The sequence below is a fragment of the Saccharomonospora amisosensis genome (genome assembly GCF_011761185.1).
Taxonomy (GTDB): Bacteria; Actinomycetota; Actinomycetes; order Mycobacteriales; family Pseudonocardiaceae; genus Saccharomonospora_A; species Saccharomonospora_A amisosensis.
Genome location: NZ_JAAOYM010000001.1, coordinates 280,385 through 297,234, shown reverse-complemented (window position 1 = coordinate 297,234; position 16,850 = coordinate 280,385). Strand labels below are relative to the sequence as shown.

General features: G+C 68.8%; 12 protein-coding genes and 1 tRNA gene. 4 read left to right on the top strand and 9 right to left on the bottom strand.

What is annotated here, in order from left to right:
- From FHU38_RS01475 to FHU38_RS01460, 4 genes are all read right to left on the bottom strand, one after another.
- On the bottom strand, positions 1 to 444 hold the full coding sequence (locus FHU38_RS01475; RefSeq protein ID WP_167165767.1) for a limonene-1,2-epoxide hydrolase family protein: 444 nt from the start codon (positions 442 to 444) through the stop codon (positions 1 to 3).
- A 96-nt stretch (positions 445 to 540) separates the two neighbouring features.
- Positions 541 to 1,803 (bottom strand): GTPase, encoded by a 1,263-nt coding sequence (locus tag FHU38_RS01470; RefSeq protein ID WP_167165765.1) that lies wholly within the window; start codon positions 1,801 to 1,803, stop codon positions 541 to 543.
- On the bottom strand, positions 1,800 to 3,605 hold the full coding sequence (locus FHU38_RS01465; protein ID WP_167165763.1) for a dynamin family protein: 1,806 nt from the start codon (positions 3,603 to 3,605) through the stop codon (positions 1,800 to 1,802). Before FHU38_RS01465 ends, FHU38_RS01470 begins: the two co-directional genes overlap by 4 nt.
- Before the next feature lie 96 nt (positions 3,606 to 3,701).
- The gene (locus FHU38_RS01460; RefSeq protein ID WP_167165761.1) at positions 3,702 to 5,147 is read right to left on the bottom strand and encodes an IniB N-terminal domain-containing protein; all 1,446 of its coding nucleotides are present in this window, start codon (positions 5,145 to 5,147) and stop codon (positions 3,702 to 3,704) included.
- Between the two features lie 260 nt (positions 5,148 to 5,407).
- Between FHU38_RS01460 and FHU38_RS01455 the strand changes: the two genes are divergently transcribed.
- Both FHU38_RS01455 and FHU38_RS01450 read left to right on the top strand, forming a co-directional pair.
- On the top strand, positions 5,408 to 6,643 hold the full coding sequence (locus FHU38_RS01455; RefSeq protein ID WP_167165759.1) for an Hsp70 family protein: 1,236 nt from the start codon (positions 5,408 to 5,410) through the stop codon (positions 6,641 to 6,643).
- Positions 6,640 to 9,054: a LuxR C-terminal-related transcriptional regulator gene (locus FHU38_RS01450; protein ID WP_208415516.1), complete on the top strand. Its 2,415-nt coding sequence runs from the start codon at positions 6,640 to 6,642 to the stop codon at positions 9,052 to 9,054. Before FHU38_RS01455 ends, FHU38_RS01450 begins: the two co-directional genes overlap by 4 nt.
- A gap of 7 nt (positions 9,055 to 9,061) precedes the next feature.
- Here the strand turns inward: FHU38_RS01450 and FHU38_RS26900 are convergent, their stop codons facing one another.
- A complete protein-coding gene (locus FHU38_RS26900; RefSeq protein ID WP_208415515.1) occupies positions 9,062 to 9,328 on the bottom strand; it encodes a hypothetical protein in 267 nt (88 codons plus the stop codon).
- 575 nt (positions 9,329 to 9,903) lie between these two features.
- On the opposite strand from FHU38_RS26900, the gene FHU38_RS01440 reads away from it, so the two are divergent.
- Positions 9,904 to 11,796, top strand: coding sequence for a DUF2075 domain-containing protein (locus tag FHU38_RS01440; protein ID WP_167165757.1), 1,893 nt, complete (start codon positions 9,904 to 9,906; stop codon positions 11,794 to 11,796).
- Here FHU38_RS01440 and FHU38_RS01435 read toward each other — a convergent pair.
- Positions 11,757 to 12,419, bottom strand: a complete 663-nt coding sequence (locus FHU38_RS01435) for a GNAT family N-acetyltransferase (RefSeq protein WP_243852177.1) — start codon at positions 12,417 to 12,419, stop codon at positions 11,757 to 11,759. The two genes, FHU38_RS01440 and FHU38_RS01435, sit on opposite strands and share 40 nt — an antisense overlap.
- A gap of 103 nt (positions 12,420 to 12,522) precedes the next feature.
- Between FHU38_RS01435 and FHU38_RS01430 the strand changes: the two genes are divergently transcribed.
- A complete protein-coding gene (locus FHU38_RS01430; RefSeq protein ID WP_313886635.1) occupies positions 12,523 to 13,167 on the top strand; it encodes an FAD-binding protein in 645 nt (214 codons plus the stop codon).
- Positions 13,168 to 13,242: 75 nt separating this feature from the next.
- On the opposite strand, the gene FHU38_RS01425 is transcribed toward FHU38_RS01430, so the two are convergent.
- The 3 genes from FHU38_RS01425 to FHU38_RS01415 form a co-directional block, all read right to left on the bottom strand.
- The gene (locus tag FHU38_RS01425) at positions 13,243 to 16,260 is read right to left on the bottom strand and encodes a PQQ-dependent sugar dehydrogenase (protein WP_208415514.1); all 3,018 of its coding nucleotides are present in this window, start codon (positions 16,258 to 16,260) and stop codon (positions 13,243 to 13,245) included.
- 130 nt (positions 16,261 to 16,390) lie between these two features.
- A complete protein-coding gene (locus FHU38_RS01420) occupies positions 16,391 to 16,576 on the bottom strand; it encodes a hypothetical protein (protein WP_167165755.1) in 186 nt (61 codons plus the stop codon).
- A 175-nt stretch (positions 16,577 to 16,751) separates the two neighbouring features.
- A tRNA-Ser gene (locus FHU38_RS01415) sits at positions 16,752 to 16,838 on the bottom strand.
- Positions 16,839 to 16,850: the final 12 nt, after the last annotated feature.

Below are 16,850 nucleotides of genomic sequence, written 5' to 3'. Positions count from 1 at the left end.
CTAGGGGCGATCCGGCTGGGGCTTCAACCGCTTGGACACGGTGGAGACAAGCGCGCGGAAACCACCTTTGGCGCTGGCGGCGATGACGGTGGCCCAATCGAAGTAGTCGCGCCACAGCACGATGCGGCCGTCGCGCACCTCGAACGTGCCGCACACCCAGAACCCGGCGCGCCACGGCCCGGACTCCAACACGTCCGTGCGTTCGGTCAGCACGATCGGGCCATCCTCGGCGATGTGATGCACCTTTACCTCGAAACCCGAGCCGTACTTCTGCATCATCCGCATCTGCTTCTCGAACGCGGCGATCCCTCGGGCGGGTGGCAGCGGCACGTTCTGGTACACCACATCCGAGGCTACGTAGGTCAGGGCCTGCTCGATGTCGAGTGCTTCCAAGGCGGACAGGAACGCCTTGACCGTTTCCTTGGGAGAGGCGGTTTCGGGCATCGGAACTCCTCGCGGTCCGGACCGGTTACCGGCTAGACCGTACCGCGCGTCGAGCGTTGTCGCCGCGCGAGGCCGGGGTGGTCTTCGCGGCGACGCTCACGGCGCGGGTTCGGTGATGAGCGCCTCGCAGCTTCGCGCCACGGTCCTCGCCGCGTGGCGCTCCGCCGCACCGAACACCGGGTTCTCCGAGTAGGCCCGCCACACCCGCAGCGCCGCTGCGGCGGCCTGCCGCAGCGGCGGCCCCTGCACCTGCGCGCCGAGCCGTTCCTGCGGCTGTAGCCCGTAGCCGCCCGCGAGCCGGATCGCCTCCTCGCGAAGCTCCTCCGGCAGCCGCACCCTGCCGGTGCTGACCGTGGCGAGCAGCCGCAGCTCGTGGAACTCGTGGGCTCCCGCCAGCGTGCGTTCCAACTCCGCGACGAGCGGGGCCGCCGAGGGGCGTGGTTCCATTCGCAACACCACGTCCAGCCCGATCAGCGCCGAACGCGCCTTGAGCACCGGCGCCCGATCGGTGAAGTACAGCGAGATCGCGTCGCGCAGGTCGCCCAGCCCGCTCCGCTGCGCCAGCTGCGTGGACAGTGCGGCACGGGTGTCGGCTCCCCTGCGGATCAGGGTGACGGCCAACCGGATGCCGAAGAGCCCGAACCGCACGAGCAAACGCTCCCGCTCCGGGTCGGCGGCGAATCTGTCGGCCGACAGCAGCAGCGGGTCCAGCTCCTCCTTCGGAGCGGCCGCCAGCCCGGCCAGCAGTTCGAACTCGTCGTCGGTGAGCGTCCTCCCGCCGCTCGCGGCGAGCCCGGCCACCGCTATGACGTCCTGACACAGCCCGCTCAGCTCGCCCTCCTTGCGGTACTTGCGGGCGACCTGACGTGCCGAGATCAGCGCGTCGACCCGGCCTCCGCCGAGTTCGTCCGCGCGGGAGAGCACCGCGACCGAGTTCACCGCGGCCACCCGAGCCACCGGGTGGTCTTGTACCGCGCGTAGAAAGGCCAGGTCCGCGTTGTGCGGGTGGCCCATCAGGTACAGCACCGCGTCCGCCTCCATGCAGATCGACTCGACCGCACCCGGTTCCATGTCCGGTCCAATCGCAGGCGTGTCGATCAAGGTGAGTGGCGACTGTGACCTGACCGGCGGCACCTGGTACCACGCCATGCCCTGCCCGCCCTCGGTCGCGACGCACTCGCCCGCGATGGCGTTGACAAGGGTGGACTTGCCCGACGCGTGGGCTCCCACGACGGCAAGCCGCAACGGGTCGGTGAACCGTGCGAGGTGGCGGCGCAGCCAGTTGATCGCCCTTGGACTGTCCGCGTAGACGTCGAGTGCCTGGTTCAGCAGGGTCCAGGCTCGGTCCGGCAGGTTCACGCCGTGAGCCCGCGCACGGCGGACATGCCCGCGAGTGCCTGGCCGCGTCTGCGCAGCAGGTCGAGCTGTTCGATGCCCTTGGTCAGTTCACGGGTGGCCGTGCCGCGTTGCGCTGTCTCCGCGTCGATGACCTGCTTGATGCGCTTGGCCGTCTCCGAGATCTCCGCACGCAGCTCGTGCGCCACAGCCGTGCAGCGGTCCCGCAGCTCCCTGTGGATCAGACGCACGGTGTCCTTGCTCTCCTTGCCGTAGGTGAGGAAGAAATCGTCGACATGGCGGTGCGCGGCCGTGCGCGCGGTCGCCTGGCGCCGTTTCAGCCGGTTGCCCCGCTCCTCGAAGACGCTCTTCGCGCCGAAGGCCACGCCCGCACCGATCGAGATCGGGTTGATCAGGTCCATCCCGGCCAGCGTGGTGGCCAGCCCGAACATCAGCAGACCGCTGTAGGAGCCGCGCATGCCGACGAACAGCTTCTGCCCGATGGTGAACCGCTCCACCGTGGGCATCCGCAGGTCCCCCACCTCGTTGCGGTAGACGTCGTCGAGCAGCGTTTCCGGTGCGAACACCTCCGGCCGGTGCGGCGCGATCTGTGTGGCGAGTTTGCGGGCGATCCACTCGAACCGGTCGAGCAGCCAGTTGGAGTTGGCCTCCGCCACCGCCTTCAGGTTCTCGCGCAGCCAGTCCTCGAACTCGTCCCAGTCCTTGGCGGGGTCGGCGACCTCGAAGTACTCGTCGGCCTCCCGCAGGATGCGTCGCGTGCGGTCCCGCAGATCGAAATCCAGGTCCGCCATCAGGTCGGCGACCTCGTCGGAGAGCACGGTCTGCCAGCGTGCCGATTCCCGCTGCAGCTCCTCCAGTTGCCGACCGGCGGCACGCCAGCGGGCGGTCAGCTCGTCGGTCGCGCTGTCCTGCACCTTCGACAGCCGCTCGCGCAGCGGCACCACAAGCTGGTCGACGGTCATGCGGGTTAGCGCGCTCACCGAGCGGCGGCGCAGCAGTTCCACCTGGCCCATCAGGTCCCGATGCAGGTAGGAGACCAGCGCGCCGTAGCCGGACTCCTCGTTCAGCACCGAATCGCCACTACGTGCCGCGGCGAGCCGCAACGCCGCGGACACCGGCAGCACCGTCGCGGGAAAGCCACCTTTGGCCAGCCGGGCACGGTTGCGCTCGGCCACCAGTCGCCAGCCGGGGACCAGGTCGATCTTGGTGAGCACCACCACGACGGTGGGGCACAGTGTGCTGGCCCGCTCCAGCAGATCCAGCTCGGCTGGGGTCAGTTCCCGGGTGGCGTCACTGACCAGCAGCACGGCATCGGCCTGCGGCAGCACGGACTGCGTGGCTCGGGTCAGTTCGGAAACCTCTGGCCCGACGGGTGGGGTGTCGATAAGGGCAAGTCCGGATTCGAGGAGCTTGCGCGGCAACCCGACCTCGGCTCTGACGACACCGGGTTGCTTGTTGGCCTGCGCGGTGACCGACTCGGCCGCCGCAGGGACGCGGTCGGCGCTTTCCAGAGCGGGCGTCACCTCGCCGGTGACGAGCGCACCCACGGGTGAGGCGGCGTGCTCGACGATCGCCGGCACGGTGGTGGTCACGTCGTCGCCCGTGGCGCAGACGGGCGCGTTGAGCAGGCCGTTGATCAGTTGGCTCTTGCCCTGGCTCGACTCGCCAAGCACGATGACGCGTACCTTGGGCGTGACCAGCTCAGACCTGCGCATGCGCAGGCGTTGCACCAGATCCGCGCGGTCCTGCGCCGCACAGGCCTGGATGGTCTCATCCAGCACGTCGAGCCAGGGCGAAGCCATCATCGGACGGACAGTGTGCCCTGTTAACTCTCCGCAGTGAAGGCTGGGCTCGTGATTTTCACCGAGCCCAGCCTGTTATCACTCCGAAATCGCAGGTTGTCAGTGCCCGAGGTCCAGGTCACCAACACCCGGCGTGTCCGACAGCAGCTGCTGACCGGTGTCGGCCACACCGCCGAGCGGGCTGGAGCTGACGGCGTCGGTCACCTGGTCGGCACCGGGCAGGTCCTGCGGGGCGGGCAGCGGGTTGGCCACCGGCAGGTCGGGCAGCGACGTCGGCAGGTCCACCGGCAAGTCGACCGGAAGGTCGGTGGGAACCTCGGCAGGCAGATCCACCGGCAGCGAGCCGGTCTCCGGCACGCTGCGTGCCACCTCGGCGGCGGTGGACGGCAGCTCGGTGGGCACGTCGACGGGCAGGTTGGCAGGCACGTCGGCTGGCAGGTTCGCCGGAAGGTTGGTGGGCAGGTTCGCCGCGTCCGGCACGTTGACCGGAGCGATGCCGCCCAGCGCCGCGCCACCGGAGGTCACGTAGGTGGCCAGCGTGCTGGCGGCCGCCTCGCTGCCCCTGTTCAGCGCGTCGGTGTCGAGGCAGTCGGCGAGGTCGCCCGTGGCATCCAGCTCAGGGATGGCGGGCGCGGAAGGCGCGCCTGAGAGCTCGACGCCGTATGTGCCGAGCGGGGTCTCCATCGAGCCGCCCGCGACGAAGGAGTTGAGAGAAGCAGCCCCGCTGCCCTCGACCGAAATCAGGTCGCTGTCGAGTGCCACGCCACCCGCAACGCCGTCGGCGCCGACCGCCGAGAAGGCACCGAGGTCGACCCGCTCGGAGTCGATCGCGAGGTCGCCGACAACGCCGTCGAGGCTGGCGTCGAGCATGCCGGTGCCGCTGGCGAAGTCGTTCTCGAACGAAGCGCCGCCACCGGAACTCTCCAGTCCGACGCCACCAAGACCGGCGAAGTGCCCCGCGACGGAGTCGACACTGGAACCGATGTTGGCACCATCGGCGCTCAGCGACGCGACAGCCTCGCCAGTGGCAACCTGAGTGGTCCACTCGATCGCTGCACTGACACCGTCGAGACCGCCAGTGCCAGCTGTAGCGAAACCGCCGAGAGCGGAGGTCATGCCACCGTGGAAATCAGAGCCCTCCATGCCTTCCATGCCGCCGAGACGCTCCATCCCCGCCACGTCGGCCACGCTCTGCAGCTGCGCGATGGCGCCCTCTAGGCCGCCCGCGCCAACGGGCAGGTCAGCGAGCGAACCGAGTGAGCTAGCGTCCGGAAGCTGGCCGTAGTCCATCACCAGCGGGATCACCTCCTGCACGTCCTGCGCGGTGATGTCGCCGAGCCCGGCACAGCCGAGCGCGTGGGCGGGGTCGTCGGCGAAGGTGGCACGCGCGGCGCTGTCGTTCAGCAGGTTCAGCACGAAGTCGTGCAGTGTCTGCTCCTGCGGCGCGACCTCAAAGGTCTCGGAGCCTTCCTGCGCGGTGGTGACCTGCGGTGCGGGCTCGGCCACGGTTGCCTCCTGCGAGACCTGGCCCTCTTCCTTGATCAAGGGAAATCTCTCCTCGTTCGTCTATGTCTTTGGGGCGAGCGCGTCCGGGGCGTGCTCGCCGCGGCAGACGGTATGAGTTCCCCGGGTACGAGGCATCGGGGATCGGTCCGGATCGTTGCCAACGTGAAACCGGGCCCGAATTAGGGGATTAGGGGATCGCGCCGTCGCGGCTTCGGGGGTGTTGTGCCCACACACCGCTTTGATACGAAAGAACCCAACACCGCACCACCGAAGCGACCGAACGTGAGGAAACGCCGCAGATGCGTTATGTGCTGGGCATTCATCTCGGTGCGACCCGTGCCACGGCGGCGGTGTCCAGGTACCAGGGGGGCCCATGGGGCCCGCCCGAGGTGGTGACGCTCTCAGCGGGCGCGCCGTGGGTCGACGCCGTGGTGTACGTCTCCCGTGACAGTGACCTGCTGGTTGGCCAGGCTGCCCTGCACCGCGCCCCCGCCGAGCCGGAACGTATCGCCAGATCCCCCCTACACCGAACGGGTGACCCGGTGCCCTTCGTCCTCGGCGACGTGTCGTACCCGGCCGAGTCGCTCGCCGCCGCGCTGATCGGCTGGGTGGCCGACCGGGTGGCCGAGATGGAGGGATCACAACCGGAACGCATCGTGGTCACCCACCCGCCGGGTTGGTCGGCGTTTCGGCGCGGGCTGCTGCACGAAGCGCTCGACCAGGCACAACTGCCTGGCGTGCTGGCACTGCCCAGCCCGATCGCGGCGGCGGAGAGCTGCCTGTGGAACCAGGACATCGAGGTCGGCAAGGCTGTCGCGGTATGTGCGATCGGCGGGGAACATGTCGAGACCGCCGTGCTGCGCAGGGGCCCCCGCGGGTTCGAACTGCTCAACCACGCAGGCGGTGAGGGTGAGGCCGGTTCGCGGCTCGACGACCTACTACTGCGGCACGTGCTGCCGCGCGCGGGCATCGACGAGAACGACCCCGGCGCCATGGCGCGGCTTCGATCCGCCTGCATCGCGGCGAAGGAACGGCTTTCCCAGGTGCCCGAAGTGATCGTGACCGAGGAGGTCTATCTCAACCGCGAGGAGTTCGAACACCTGGCGCGGCCGGTACTCAGTGCCGCCGTGAGCGGGCTGGAAAGACTGGCGTCCACCGTGCCGCCTGAGCAGTTAGCGTGTGCGACCCTCGCCGGTGGCACCGCCCGCATCCCACTTGCCACGCGGCTGGCGGAGACTATGCTTTCGTGCCCTGTCGCGGTCGACGACGACCCCGGCACCGCACTGTGCCGAGGTGCCGCGCTAGCCGCACAACCACGGCACGAGCCCGCACCACCCGCGCAGGCGGAGACCTCAGGCACGCTCGTCACTGGCAGCCACGAGCTACCCGCCGTGTTCGGGCAGGCCGACGAGGAGCTTGAACCGCCGCCGCCGCGGCCGCCGGTGGAGATCACTCCACTCGAGCCACCGAAGCGGCGGTTCTCCCTCGCCCGCAAGGGCGGCTCCTCGACAACCGAACGAGACGAGGACCGTTGATCGCAACGCACTCCGACATCGTGCTCGACGATCCGACGCGCGAACTGTGCGCTGCCGTCGCGAGCGGACGGCTCATGCCCGCAAGACTCGCGATCGTCGCGCCTGGCGGGTACGGCAAGACAGCGGTACTGGATGAACTCGCCCGCGGTTGCGAACGCGGAGGTGTTCCCACCGCCCGCTTCGGCGAGCACGACGGAGCCGAGCTGGTGCTCGTCGACGACGCACACGAACTGGCGGAGCCACAACTGGCGCGGCTGCGCGAACTCGCGGACAACGAACGCACCGGCCTGGTGATCGCCACCCGGCCCTGGCCGAGGTCAGAAGACCTCAACGGCGCGCTGGCACGGTTACGCGGGCAACTCGTGCTGCGCCCGCTCGACCGCCAGCGGGTCGCGGCGCTGCTGGGCAAGGAACGCGCGGGACTCGCCGAGTTCGTGCACAAGCAGACCGGCGGAGTTCCTGGGTTCGTGACACGGCTGGCCACCGCCATCGGCGACAAGCCGGAGATTCCGGCACGAGCGCTCGCGGAGTTCCGCCCCGAACTCGACCGGCTCGGTCAGCACACTCTGCTGCTCCTGCTCGCCGCGAGGGCAGGCTCGGGGCTGGACGCCGACCTGCTGAGCAGGTTGCTCGACCGTGACCACGCTGGCGTCGCCGATGCCGTGGACGCCGCGAGAGCGACCGGACTGCTCGCCCATGACGGCACGCTGCTCCCGATCGCGGCGCGAGCGCTGGACGCGCTGGTGCCTGCCGACCGCAGGCTGGCCGTCTCACAGCGGCTCGTCCGGCTGCAACTGCGGCGCGGTGGTCCCGTCCTCACGCTCGTCCGGCCGTTGCTTGGCAGCGGCTACACCGGCACCGAGGCCGCGGCCGCGTTCGAAGCCGCGGCGGCCGAGGCCGCCGACACTGACCCGGCGCTGGCCACCAAGTTCCTCTCCGCTGCTGTCGACGCGGGCAGGTCACCGACGGCCGTCGGAGCACGCTGGGCGGAGGCCGCCGCTCGCGCGGGCGATCTGGACACCGCGCTGCGGCTGGCCGACCAGGTGATCGCCGACCCGCAGGCGCCCGACCGGGGCCAGGCGGCACTGACGGCGGGCACCGCGCTCGTGCATCGTGGTCAGCTCGCGCGAAGTGCCGAACTGTACCGCTGGTCGGCGACGGAACTGTCCGAGCTGTACGCCGTGCTGTGCCTCGTCGGCACCGGCAGGCTCGACGAGGCGCGAACGGTTAGCCTCGAACCCGGCCGCGCGCAGCCACCAACGCTGCTGTCGGGCGCGATGTCCGCCATGGCGCGTGGCGTCCTGGAGTCGGTCACCGGCGTCGCGTCGGGCGCACTGTCCACCCTGGTCAACGCGGCGGAAATGCTGGAGCCGGTAGGCGGCTCACCATTGCTGCCGGAAAGCCCGTCCGCGCTCGGCGCGCTGGTTGGCATCCACTGTGGAGAGTTGGGGATCGCGCAGACCCTGCTGGAACGCGCGATCGCCGCCGGGTCGGGCGGTCGTGCGCTGGCGAACCGGCATCGGCTGCTGCTCGCGTGGATCGCGATGGTGCGCGGCGACACCGAGCTGGCGACCCAGCGGCTCACCGCGGTGGAGTCCGAGCTCGCACCGAGGGACTGGCTGTTCGCGGTGGGGCTTCGGGCCGGACTCGCCCGCAGGGCGAGCGACCTCGCCGGATTGCGCACGATCTGGGGTGAGGCGTGCGAGGCGGTGATGCGCCACCGGGTGGATCTGTTCACGTTGTTGCCGTTCGGAGAGTTCATCGTGGCCGCGGCCAGGCTGGGTGACCGCGACCGGCTCGCCCTCCACGTCCGGCAGGCGGGCGAGCTGCTGCACCGGCTCGGCGACCCACCACTGTGGAGTACACCGCTGCACTGGAGCGGGCTGCACGCCGCGATCATGGCCGAACAACAGGCGGAGGCGCGTGAACATGTCGCGGCGCTCGCGAACGGCGCCGACCACAGTCGCTACCACGCCGTCGTCGCCGAGGCAGCGGAGTGTTGGCTCAACGTGCTCACCGGCGCCGTTGACCCACAACGGGTCGAGGCGGCGGCGAAGGGACTGCACGGTGTGGGGCTGTGGTGGGACGGCGCCCGGCTGGCGGGACAGGCCGCGATCAGGACCACCGACCGGGCCGCGATGGTGTCCCTGCTCGACTGCGCGCGGATACTGCAGGGGCGGTCGGCCGCGACCTCGTCGACGCCCAATGGCACGCCCGCGCTCAGCGACCGGGAGCGGCAGGTCGCCGAGTTGGTAGTTGCGGGCATGACGTACAAGCAGGTCGGAGACCGGCTTTTTATCTCGGCGAAGACTGTGGAGCACCACATGGCCCGCATGCGGCAGCGGCTGGGTGCCACCAGCCGCGGCGAGTTGCTGGCGCAGCTGCGCGGCATTCTCGCCGAGGAGTCGTGATGCCCGGTTACGGCCGTGGTCGGGCCGGGCTGGTGGACTCGCGTATCGCCAGCACGGGCCGCAGCAGCGGGGAAGTGACCTGAGCACCGCGAAGCGGTTCGGCGAGGAGTTCCATGGCGAGCGATACTCGGCCCCGGTTGACGAGCACGAACGGCATACCGCTCGCGGAGATCTCGGCGAGCAACGCGATGTCCACAAAGGCGTCACCGAAGATCACTCCGTCCACCCGGTGACCGAGAACCCGTTCGGCGCGGGCCCGCTGTACGGCGGGCACGTTCCTGGTGTTGGTGATGAGCGTCGACAGGCCGTTCGCCCGCCGCCTCGCCGATGCCCTCGCAGATCGTCGCCAGCACGGTGTCCGACAGCCGTGGCACCAGCACCGCGACGAGGTTGCCGCGCCTGGTGCGCGAACTGCTGGCATGCGGGTTGGGCCGGTAACCGAGTTCGCCTGCCAGCTCCCGGACGCGCCGGATCGCCGCGCCGCAAGCGGGCGCGGTGGGTTTGCCCAGGCTTAGCGTGCAGCACGCGGGAAACCGTCGTGCAACCCCAACCGATAAGGCGAGCGTGCGAAGCGTCACCGCGGAGTCGCTGACCTCGCCCACGCCACCGCTGCGCCTGCGACCGGCTTTCGCGGATCGTGACAACGAGTCGGCGACTCACACCGAGACAGCCGACCGTAGCCGAGTAAGGGGACTGCTCAGTGGACTCATCAGCACCCCATGGGATGCGACCGCCCCTGCACGCACTAGCCTTGCGACTCAGGATCGCGGCCCGACGGGCACCGAAGTAGCCGCTTCGTCGCTGCCCCCCACCCGCGCGTGGAACACGCGTGCCCAGTGGGGGTTGGAAGTGGCGCTCGTTCGTCGAAGCGCGGCAGACCTGCGACAAGAAGCGAGCGCCGATCGGCTGCACGTCTTGCTGTCGGGGCAGGCCAAGTTCCAGCTCGACGCACGGGTAGGAGTCGGCGAGGTACGGTCATGGCGACGCAGCCTCCCAGTGCTACTCGCGGACCTGGCCGACGCTGGTCTGGGGCACGTCGAGGTTCTTCTCGAACACCGGTTACCGCATAGCCCCAAGCGCGTCGACGCCGTTCTTTGCGGCACTCACCCCAGAACCGGCGAGCCGAGCTACGTGCTCGTGGAGCTGAAGCAGTGGTCCCATGCGGAACTCGTCGCCTACGACCTCGTCCGCGTTCCTGGCTACGGCGCCGACACTCTGTTGCACCCCATCGAACAGGTGCGGGCCTACTGCCAGTACCTCATCGACTCGACACCGGCCCTCGCGGCGCGTCCGCATGTCATTCACGGCATCGCCTACCTGCACAACGCCCAGGACTTTGGCATCGCGTCGCTCAAGCAGCACGCGCCGAGTGAGCACGGTCGGCTCTTCACTCTGGACGACAGGGCCGAGCTGGTAGGACACCTGCGTGCCGTTCTGGACCATCAAGGCAGCCGTACGGCCGCACTCACCGCAGCCGACGACTTCTTGAACTTTCATCACGCCCCGTCGAAGCCACTGCTGAACCTGGCGGCCAAGGAGATCCAGGAGCGGGAACAGTTCATCTTGCTCGACGAGCAGAAGGTGGCCTACGAACTGGTCATGCGGGCTCTGCACAAGGCTCGCGCGGCCAGTACGAAGACCGTCGTGGTCGTGCTCGGCGGGCCCGGGTCGGGAAAGAGCGCCATCGCATTGAGCCTCGTCGGTGAGCTCGCGAGAAGCGGCCGTCCTGTCCACCACGCGACAGGATCCAGCGCGTTCACCAACACCATGCGCAAGATCGCCGGCAGGCGGAACCGCCGGGTACAGGGACTGTTCAAGTACTTCAACAACTACACCGCGGCCGAGCCTAGGGAACTCGATGTGCTGATCTGCGATGAAGCACACCGGATTCGCGAGACGAGCGTCAACCGCTATACCAGGAAGGAAGTCCGACAGCGTGCGGGCCGACAGATCGACGAGCTGATCGACGTGGCCTCGGTGCCGGTCTTCCTGCTTGATGAGAACCAGATCGTGCGGCCAGGGGAGATGGGCTCACTCGACGAGATCACCGCCGCCGCAGCGGCGAAGGGGTGTGAACTCGAAGTCGTACACCTGCATGGACAGTTCCGTTGTGGCGGCTCGGCCGCGTTCGACACCTGGGTGGCTCGCATTCTCGGCCTTGACCCGCTGCGGCCGGTGCGCTGGAGTCAACTCGCCTCGCCGCTTGACGACGAGTTCGCGGTCACCAGCGCCGACTCTCCGGAAGCCATGGAGTCCTGGCTGCTGATGAAGCAGGCCGAGCAGGGCGGGACCGCCCGGATCGCGGCAGGCTATTGCTGGCCGTGGAGTGACCCGATCAGTACCGACAACGGCAAGCGCCTCGTCGAAGACGTGGTGATCGGCGGCTGGAAGCGACCATGGAACGCCAAGCCCGACAAGCGCGTTCCGGACGCGCCCGAGTCGTACTACTGGGCATCTGACGAGCGTGGATTCGGCCAGGTTGGCTGCATCTACACCGCGCAGGGTTTCGAGTACGACTGGGCGGGAGTGATCTTCGGCCCCGACTTCGTTCGCCGGGACGGGCGGTGGGTGGCGCGGAGAGAACGTTCCCACGATCCGGCGGTCAAGAAGGCCGACGAACCCCACTTCGCAGGCTTGATCCGCAACACGTACAAGGTTCTGTTGACGCGGGGTATGCAGGGCGTCTGCTTGTATTCAACCGATCAGGAAACGCAAGCGTTCCTGGCTGAGATGGCGCGCTGACAGGCAGGCTGGACATCACACCGGGAGTCCCGCTGCCAGCTTTCGCGGGTCAGCGCGTACTCCACGTCTCCGTGCTCGGCGCCCTCGATCGGCTCGGGCCACGCCTGGTGGAACGTACGAACCAGCCGTAGCCCCGCCTTCTCCAGCACCCGCCGGGATGCGGTGTTGACGGTCATCGTGGTCGCGACCAACCGCTCCACGCCGAGCGCGGCGAAGGCGTGGTGAACCAGCGCGCGGGCCCCTTCGGTCGCATACCCCCTGCCCCACACCGCGCGGCGGAGCCGGTACCCCAGTTCGATCCCGCCGTCGAGGCCGACGCTGCTCGCGGGCCGCAAGCTGAACCAACCCAGAAAGCCGCCACTGGCCACTTCGGTGGCGGCGAAGCAGCCGAGCCCGTCCGGAAGTTGGTCGTACTCACGCAGGATCGCGGGAAGGTTCCGCTCAACCACGACGGTGGGCGGCACCGGCCGCCCGTCATCGAGGTAGTGCATCACCTCCGGGTCGCCATGCAGAGCTGCCAGAGCTTCCGCGTCGGCCGCTGTGAAACGGCGAAGGCGCATCCTGGTGGTTTCCAGCACCGGGTCCGAGCCGGACGAGCGTTCGCTCCAACTGTTCACCGTCATCGCCGTACCCTCCACACTCAGCACGCGACTTGCCCGTTGCGCCCCAGATCAAGGATCACGTCGGCCATCGCCTGCTCGGCCGGGGTTACCGCCCGACCTGTCGGTGGGCGACAACTTCCAGAAGCACAGCTACCCCTGGGGCATCATGGTGAACGCCCACGGCAGGCGCTTCGTGGACGAAGGCGCCGACTTCCGCGCCTACACCTACGCCAAGTACGGGCGGCGCATCCTGGAACAACCCGGCCACTTCGCATGGCAGATCTTCGATCAGCAGGTGAGTCACCTACTGCGGGACGAGTACCGCATCCGCCAGGTCACCAAGGTCACCGCGGCCACACTGGAGGAGCTGGCCCGCAAGCTGGACGGTGTCGACACCGACGGCTTCCTCGCCGAGTTGGCCGCCTACAACGCCGCCGTCGACACCGCGACCCCATTCAACCCCAACGTCAAGGACAAGCGGCGCACCCACGGGCTCGCGGTGGACAAGACCAACTGGGCCAACCGCATCGAGCGGGGACCGTTCGAGGCCTACGCGGTGACATGCGGGATCACGTTCACCTTCGGCGGTTTGCGGATCAACACCAACGCGGAGGTGCTCGACACCGACCTTTACCCCATCCCGGGGCTGTACGCGGCCGGAGAACTCGTCGGAGGCATCTTCTACTTCAACTACCCAGGTGGCAGCGGCCTCACCAACGGTTCGGTGTTCGGCAGGATCGCGGGCAACGGAGCGGGACGAGCCCGCTGACCGTGCCGGTGTTGCGACCCCGAACGCGGGGGAGGGCTGCGACCACATCCGGCCACAACCCTCCCGACGGCTCGCTCAGTACCGGCGGTCGGTGACCGCTCCGGTCGAGGAGTTCCACACGATGTAGCCGCGCTGGAAGTTGCCCCGCCTGCCGATGTTCACCGAGAACTCGTCCGTCGTCGGGTAACCGAGGTAGGACCGTTCCCAGCCGAGCGTGCGCCAGCGGCCGCGGATCGCGCCGTACACCGAGTGTGCTCCGGTGCTCGGAGTCCAGTACACCGACGCCGCCTTGGAGAAGTGGTTGTACCGGCCAACCCCATCCGGCGTCACCGACTCATCCGTCGCCGGATAACCCAGCGGCCCACGTTCCCAACCCAACGCCGCCCAACGCTGCCGGATCGCACCCCAAACGCCGTGCGCACCCGTGTCCGGCGTCCAATACACCGACGCCGCCTTGGAGAAGTGGTTGTACCGGCCAACCCCATCCGGCGTCACCGACTCATCCGTCGCCGGATAACCCAGCGGCCCACGTTCCCAACCCAACGCCGCCCAACGCTGCCGGATCGCACCCCAAACGCCGTGCGCACCCGTGTCCGGCGTCCAATACACCGACGCCGCCTTGGAGAAGTGGTTGTACCGGCCAACCCCATCCGGCGTCACCGACTCATCCGTCGCCGGATAACCCAGCGGCCCACGTTCCCAACCCAACGCCGCCCAACGCTGCCGGATCGCACCCCAAACGCCGTGCGCACCCGTGTCCGGCGTCCAATACACCGACGCCGGAAGCCCGGGGGTACGACCCTCGAAGTGGTTGTACCGACCAATTCCGTCGGGTGTCGTGCGCTGGTCCGTTGTCGGCGGACCCAAGGCGCGGTGAGCGCCGAGGCCGACGTACTTGTCCGCGATCGGGCCGTGCACCTCGTGCGTGCCCGCGGGCTGCGACCAGTAGAGACGCCCGTGCTCGTAGCTGCGGTAGTACACCCCACCATCGATCACCTCGGGACCGGTCGGCTCGCCGAGCAGGGCTCTGACATCCGGGTCGGAGGCGTAACGCTGAGCGACCGGGGTGGAGTACAGCGCGGTGAGCACGACGTCGGCGTCGGCCATCTCGAAGGTTCGCACCCGCTCCGAGGAGCCGTCGGCCCACTCGGCGAACTCCGACGCTCCGTCCAGCGCCACCGCCGCCGCCGAGACGCTGACCTGCGCGCCCTCGGTGACCTGCGTGGCGCTGCGCCCGGTGCTCGCGCCACCCCCGCCGCCTTCGCTGGCTATTTCAAGCGCGGCGGGCACGTTGCTGTCCAGCGCGAGCCGATGCTCCCTCGGCCACGCGGTGTAGGTGAATGTCGTGGTGACCCCCTGGCTGTCCGTCGCCGTTGCCGTGAACTCCATCCGGGAGTCCGGATGGTCGGTGAACGGCTGCTCGAACGTGGGGCTGTCCGCCGATTCGGTCGGGTGGGCGTGACAGGTGGCTTCCTCGGGACAGTGCAGCACGGTCGCCTGCCAGTGCACGCCCAGCGGACCGTCTTCGGCGTCGGTGGCCGTCGCGCTGAGCCGCACCGGCTCTCCGACGGCGAACGTGCGGTCACCCGGAGTCTGCGCGTCGATCACCGGTGTGTGGTTGCCCGGCACCACCGTGACCTGCGTGCTCGACGACGCGCCGAGCGAGTCGGTGACGGTGAGCGTCGCGGTGAACCGCTCCGTCCCCTCGGCGTAGGTATGCGTCACGTTCGGTCCGCTCGCGGTCTGACCGTCCCCGAAGTCCCAGTGGTAGGTCAGCGGGTCGCCGTCGAAGTCGTGGGAGCCCGCGGCATCGAAGGTGACCGTCCTTGTCTCCGGGTCGGTCGTCGTGGTCGCCTTGGCCACCGGAGCCTGGTTGCCGTCGGTGTAGGTCAGCCGTTTCAGCGTGCCCGAACCGATGTCGGCATAGACGATGTCACCGTTCGGTGCGGCTGCGAAACTCACCGGCCTGCCAACCCCGGTGCCCAACGGCGGGCTCTGTGGCCCCTGTGTCAGCCGTCCCTGCCCGTCGTAGCGCACCGACCAGAGCTTCTGATGGGTGTAGTCGCCGAAGAAGTAGGCACCCCGGTAGGCCTCCGGATAGCTGTTGCCCGTGTAGACGATGCCACCGGTGAAGCTGTTCGCGTTGTCGGTGCCGCTGCCGTGCGGCATCGCGACGAGCGGGTCGGTGTTGCCCACACCGGCGCACTGCGGCATGTCCCGGTAACCCGGTGTGGGTTCGCGTGCCTCCCAGCACGGCCAGCCGTAGTTGCGGCCCGGCTGAACGACATCGATCTCCTCCCAGGCGTTCCAGCCGACGTCGCCGACCACCGGCAGCCCGGTGCGCGGGTCGAGCGACAACCGGAACGGGCTGCGGAACCCGCCTGCGAACACCTTGCTTCGCGTCGCGCCCGGGTTCGCCGCGTCGTAGTAGGGGTTGCTCGCGACGCCCCGGCCGTCCGCCGTGATGTGCAGGATCTTGCCCTGTGCCGCGTTGGGGTCCAGCGCGCGCAATGCGAGCGGGTCGGTCTGTGTGTAGCTTGCGTTGTCTCCGATGGACACCCACAGCGTGCCGTCGTCGGCCGGTTCTATTCCGGTCATGGCGTGCACGTTGCTGTCACCCGGCAGCCGCAGCAGCGGCGTCTCGGCCGTCAGCCCGGTCGGTTCCGATCCGGAAACCGTCCACCGTGACAACCGCAGTTCGAAACCACCGCCCGCGGTGGGCACGGAGCGGGCGAGATAGATGTGCCGTGACGAAGCGTAATCAGGGGCGACGGCCAACCCGACGAGCCCGAGGTCCTGTTCGGCGAGGACGGGTAGCTTGGCCAGCGTGCGGCTCTGCCCGCTGGTGGAAACCCATGCGACAGTGCCGCTCTTGCCGGTGCTGAGCACGCTGCCGTCCGGCAGGTAGGCGAAGTCGGTCAGGTCCCCGGGCTGCTGCCCGCTCGGCAGGTCACGCAGCGCGAAACCGGCGGGCAGGACTGGTTCGGCCGAGGCGGGTGGAGCGGCGACGACCGAGGCCAATCCCATGACGACCAGACCGGCGATGAACAGCGCGAGCGCGCGCGCGAACAGGCGATTGCCCTCGAAGCACATGCCGCAACCTTCGCTTCGTGGCGCCAGAACGTTTCCGTTGACACGCGACTTGACACGACCGTGACCCCATCGGGTGCCCACGGAAACCCGACCGAGTTTGGTCCGAACACTCTGTGCCCGCACCCGATCGTCAGTTGCTTTCCAGTTCCGAGCCATTTCCGTCCACATCCGACAGTTGATCGATCGTTGCGGCGTTGTTGTCGGCAGCCACCATGTCTGCGCCATCCCTTCCCAGCGAGCAGCAAGCAGATGCACGCGGTGCTTTCAGGCCGACACGTTGAGCACACACCATCGCCGCGCGGCCCGCACCGGCCACAACCTGACCGTGCTACCCGGGTCACACGGCCGTGCGGCAAGCCGATCAACCGGATCGGGAACGGGCCGGAAGCCCGGCGGCCGCAGAGCGAGTGAAGGGAGCCCGAAACCGAGACGGAACGGCGAAATGCCGGGCGGCTCTTCCCGAGCCACCCGGCATTTTGCCTGTTCAACAGCGGTAGCGGTGGGATTTGAACCCACGGACGGGGTTAACCGTCACACGATTTCGAGTCGTGCTCCTTCGGCCGCTCGGACACGCTACCGCCGGAAACGAT

Bases quoted from the DNA above. Each gene is read 5' to 3' on its own strand.
- FHU38_RS01465 (WP_167165763.1), bottom strand. From the start codon at position 3,605: ATGATGGCTTCGCCCTGGCTCGACGTGCTGGATGAGACCATCCAGGCC.
- FHU38_RS01435 (WP_243852177.1), bottom strand. From the start codon at position 12,419: ATGACGGTGAACAGTTGGAGCGAACGCTCGTCCGGCTCGGACCCGGTG.
- FHU38_RS01455 (WP_167165759.1), top strand. From the start codon at position 5,408: ATGCGTTATGTGCTGGGCATTCATCTCGGTGCGACCCGTGCCACGGCG.
- FHU38_RS01475 (WP_167165767.1), bottom strand. From the start codon at position 444: ATGCCCGAAACCGCCTCTCCCAAGGAAACGGTCAAGGCGTTCCTGTCC.
- FHU38_RS01425 (WP_208415514.1), bottom strand. From the start codon at position 16,260: ATGTGCTTCGAGGGCAATCGCCTGTTCGCGCGCGCGCTCGCGCTGTTC.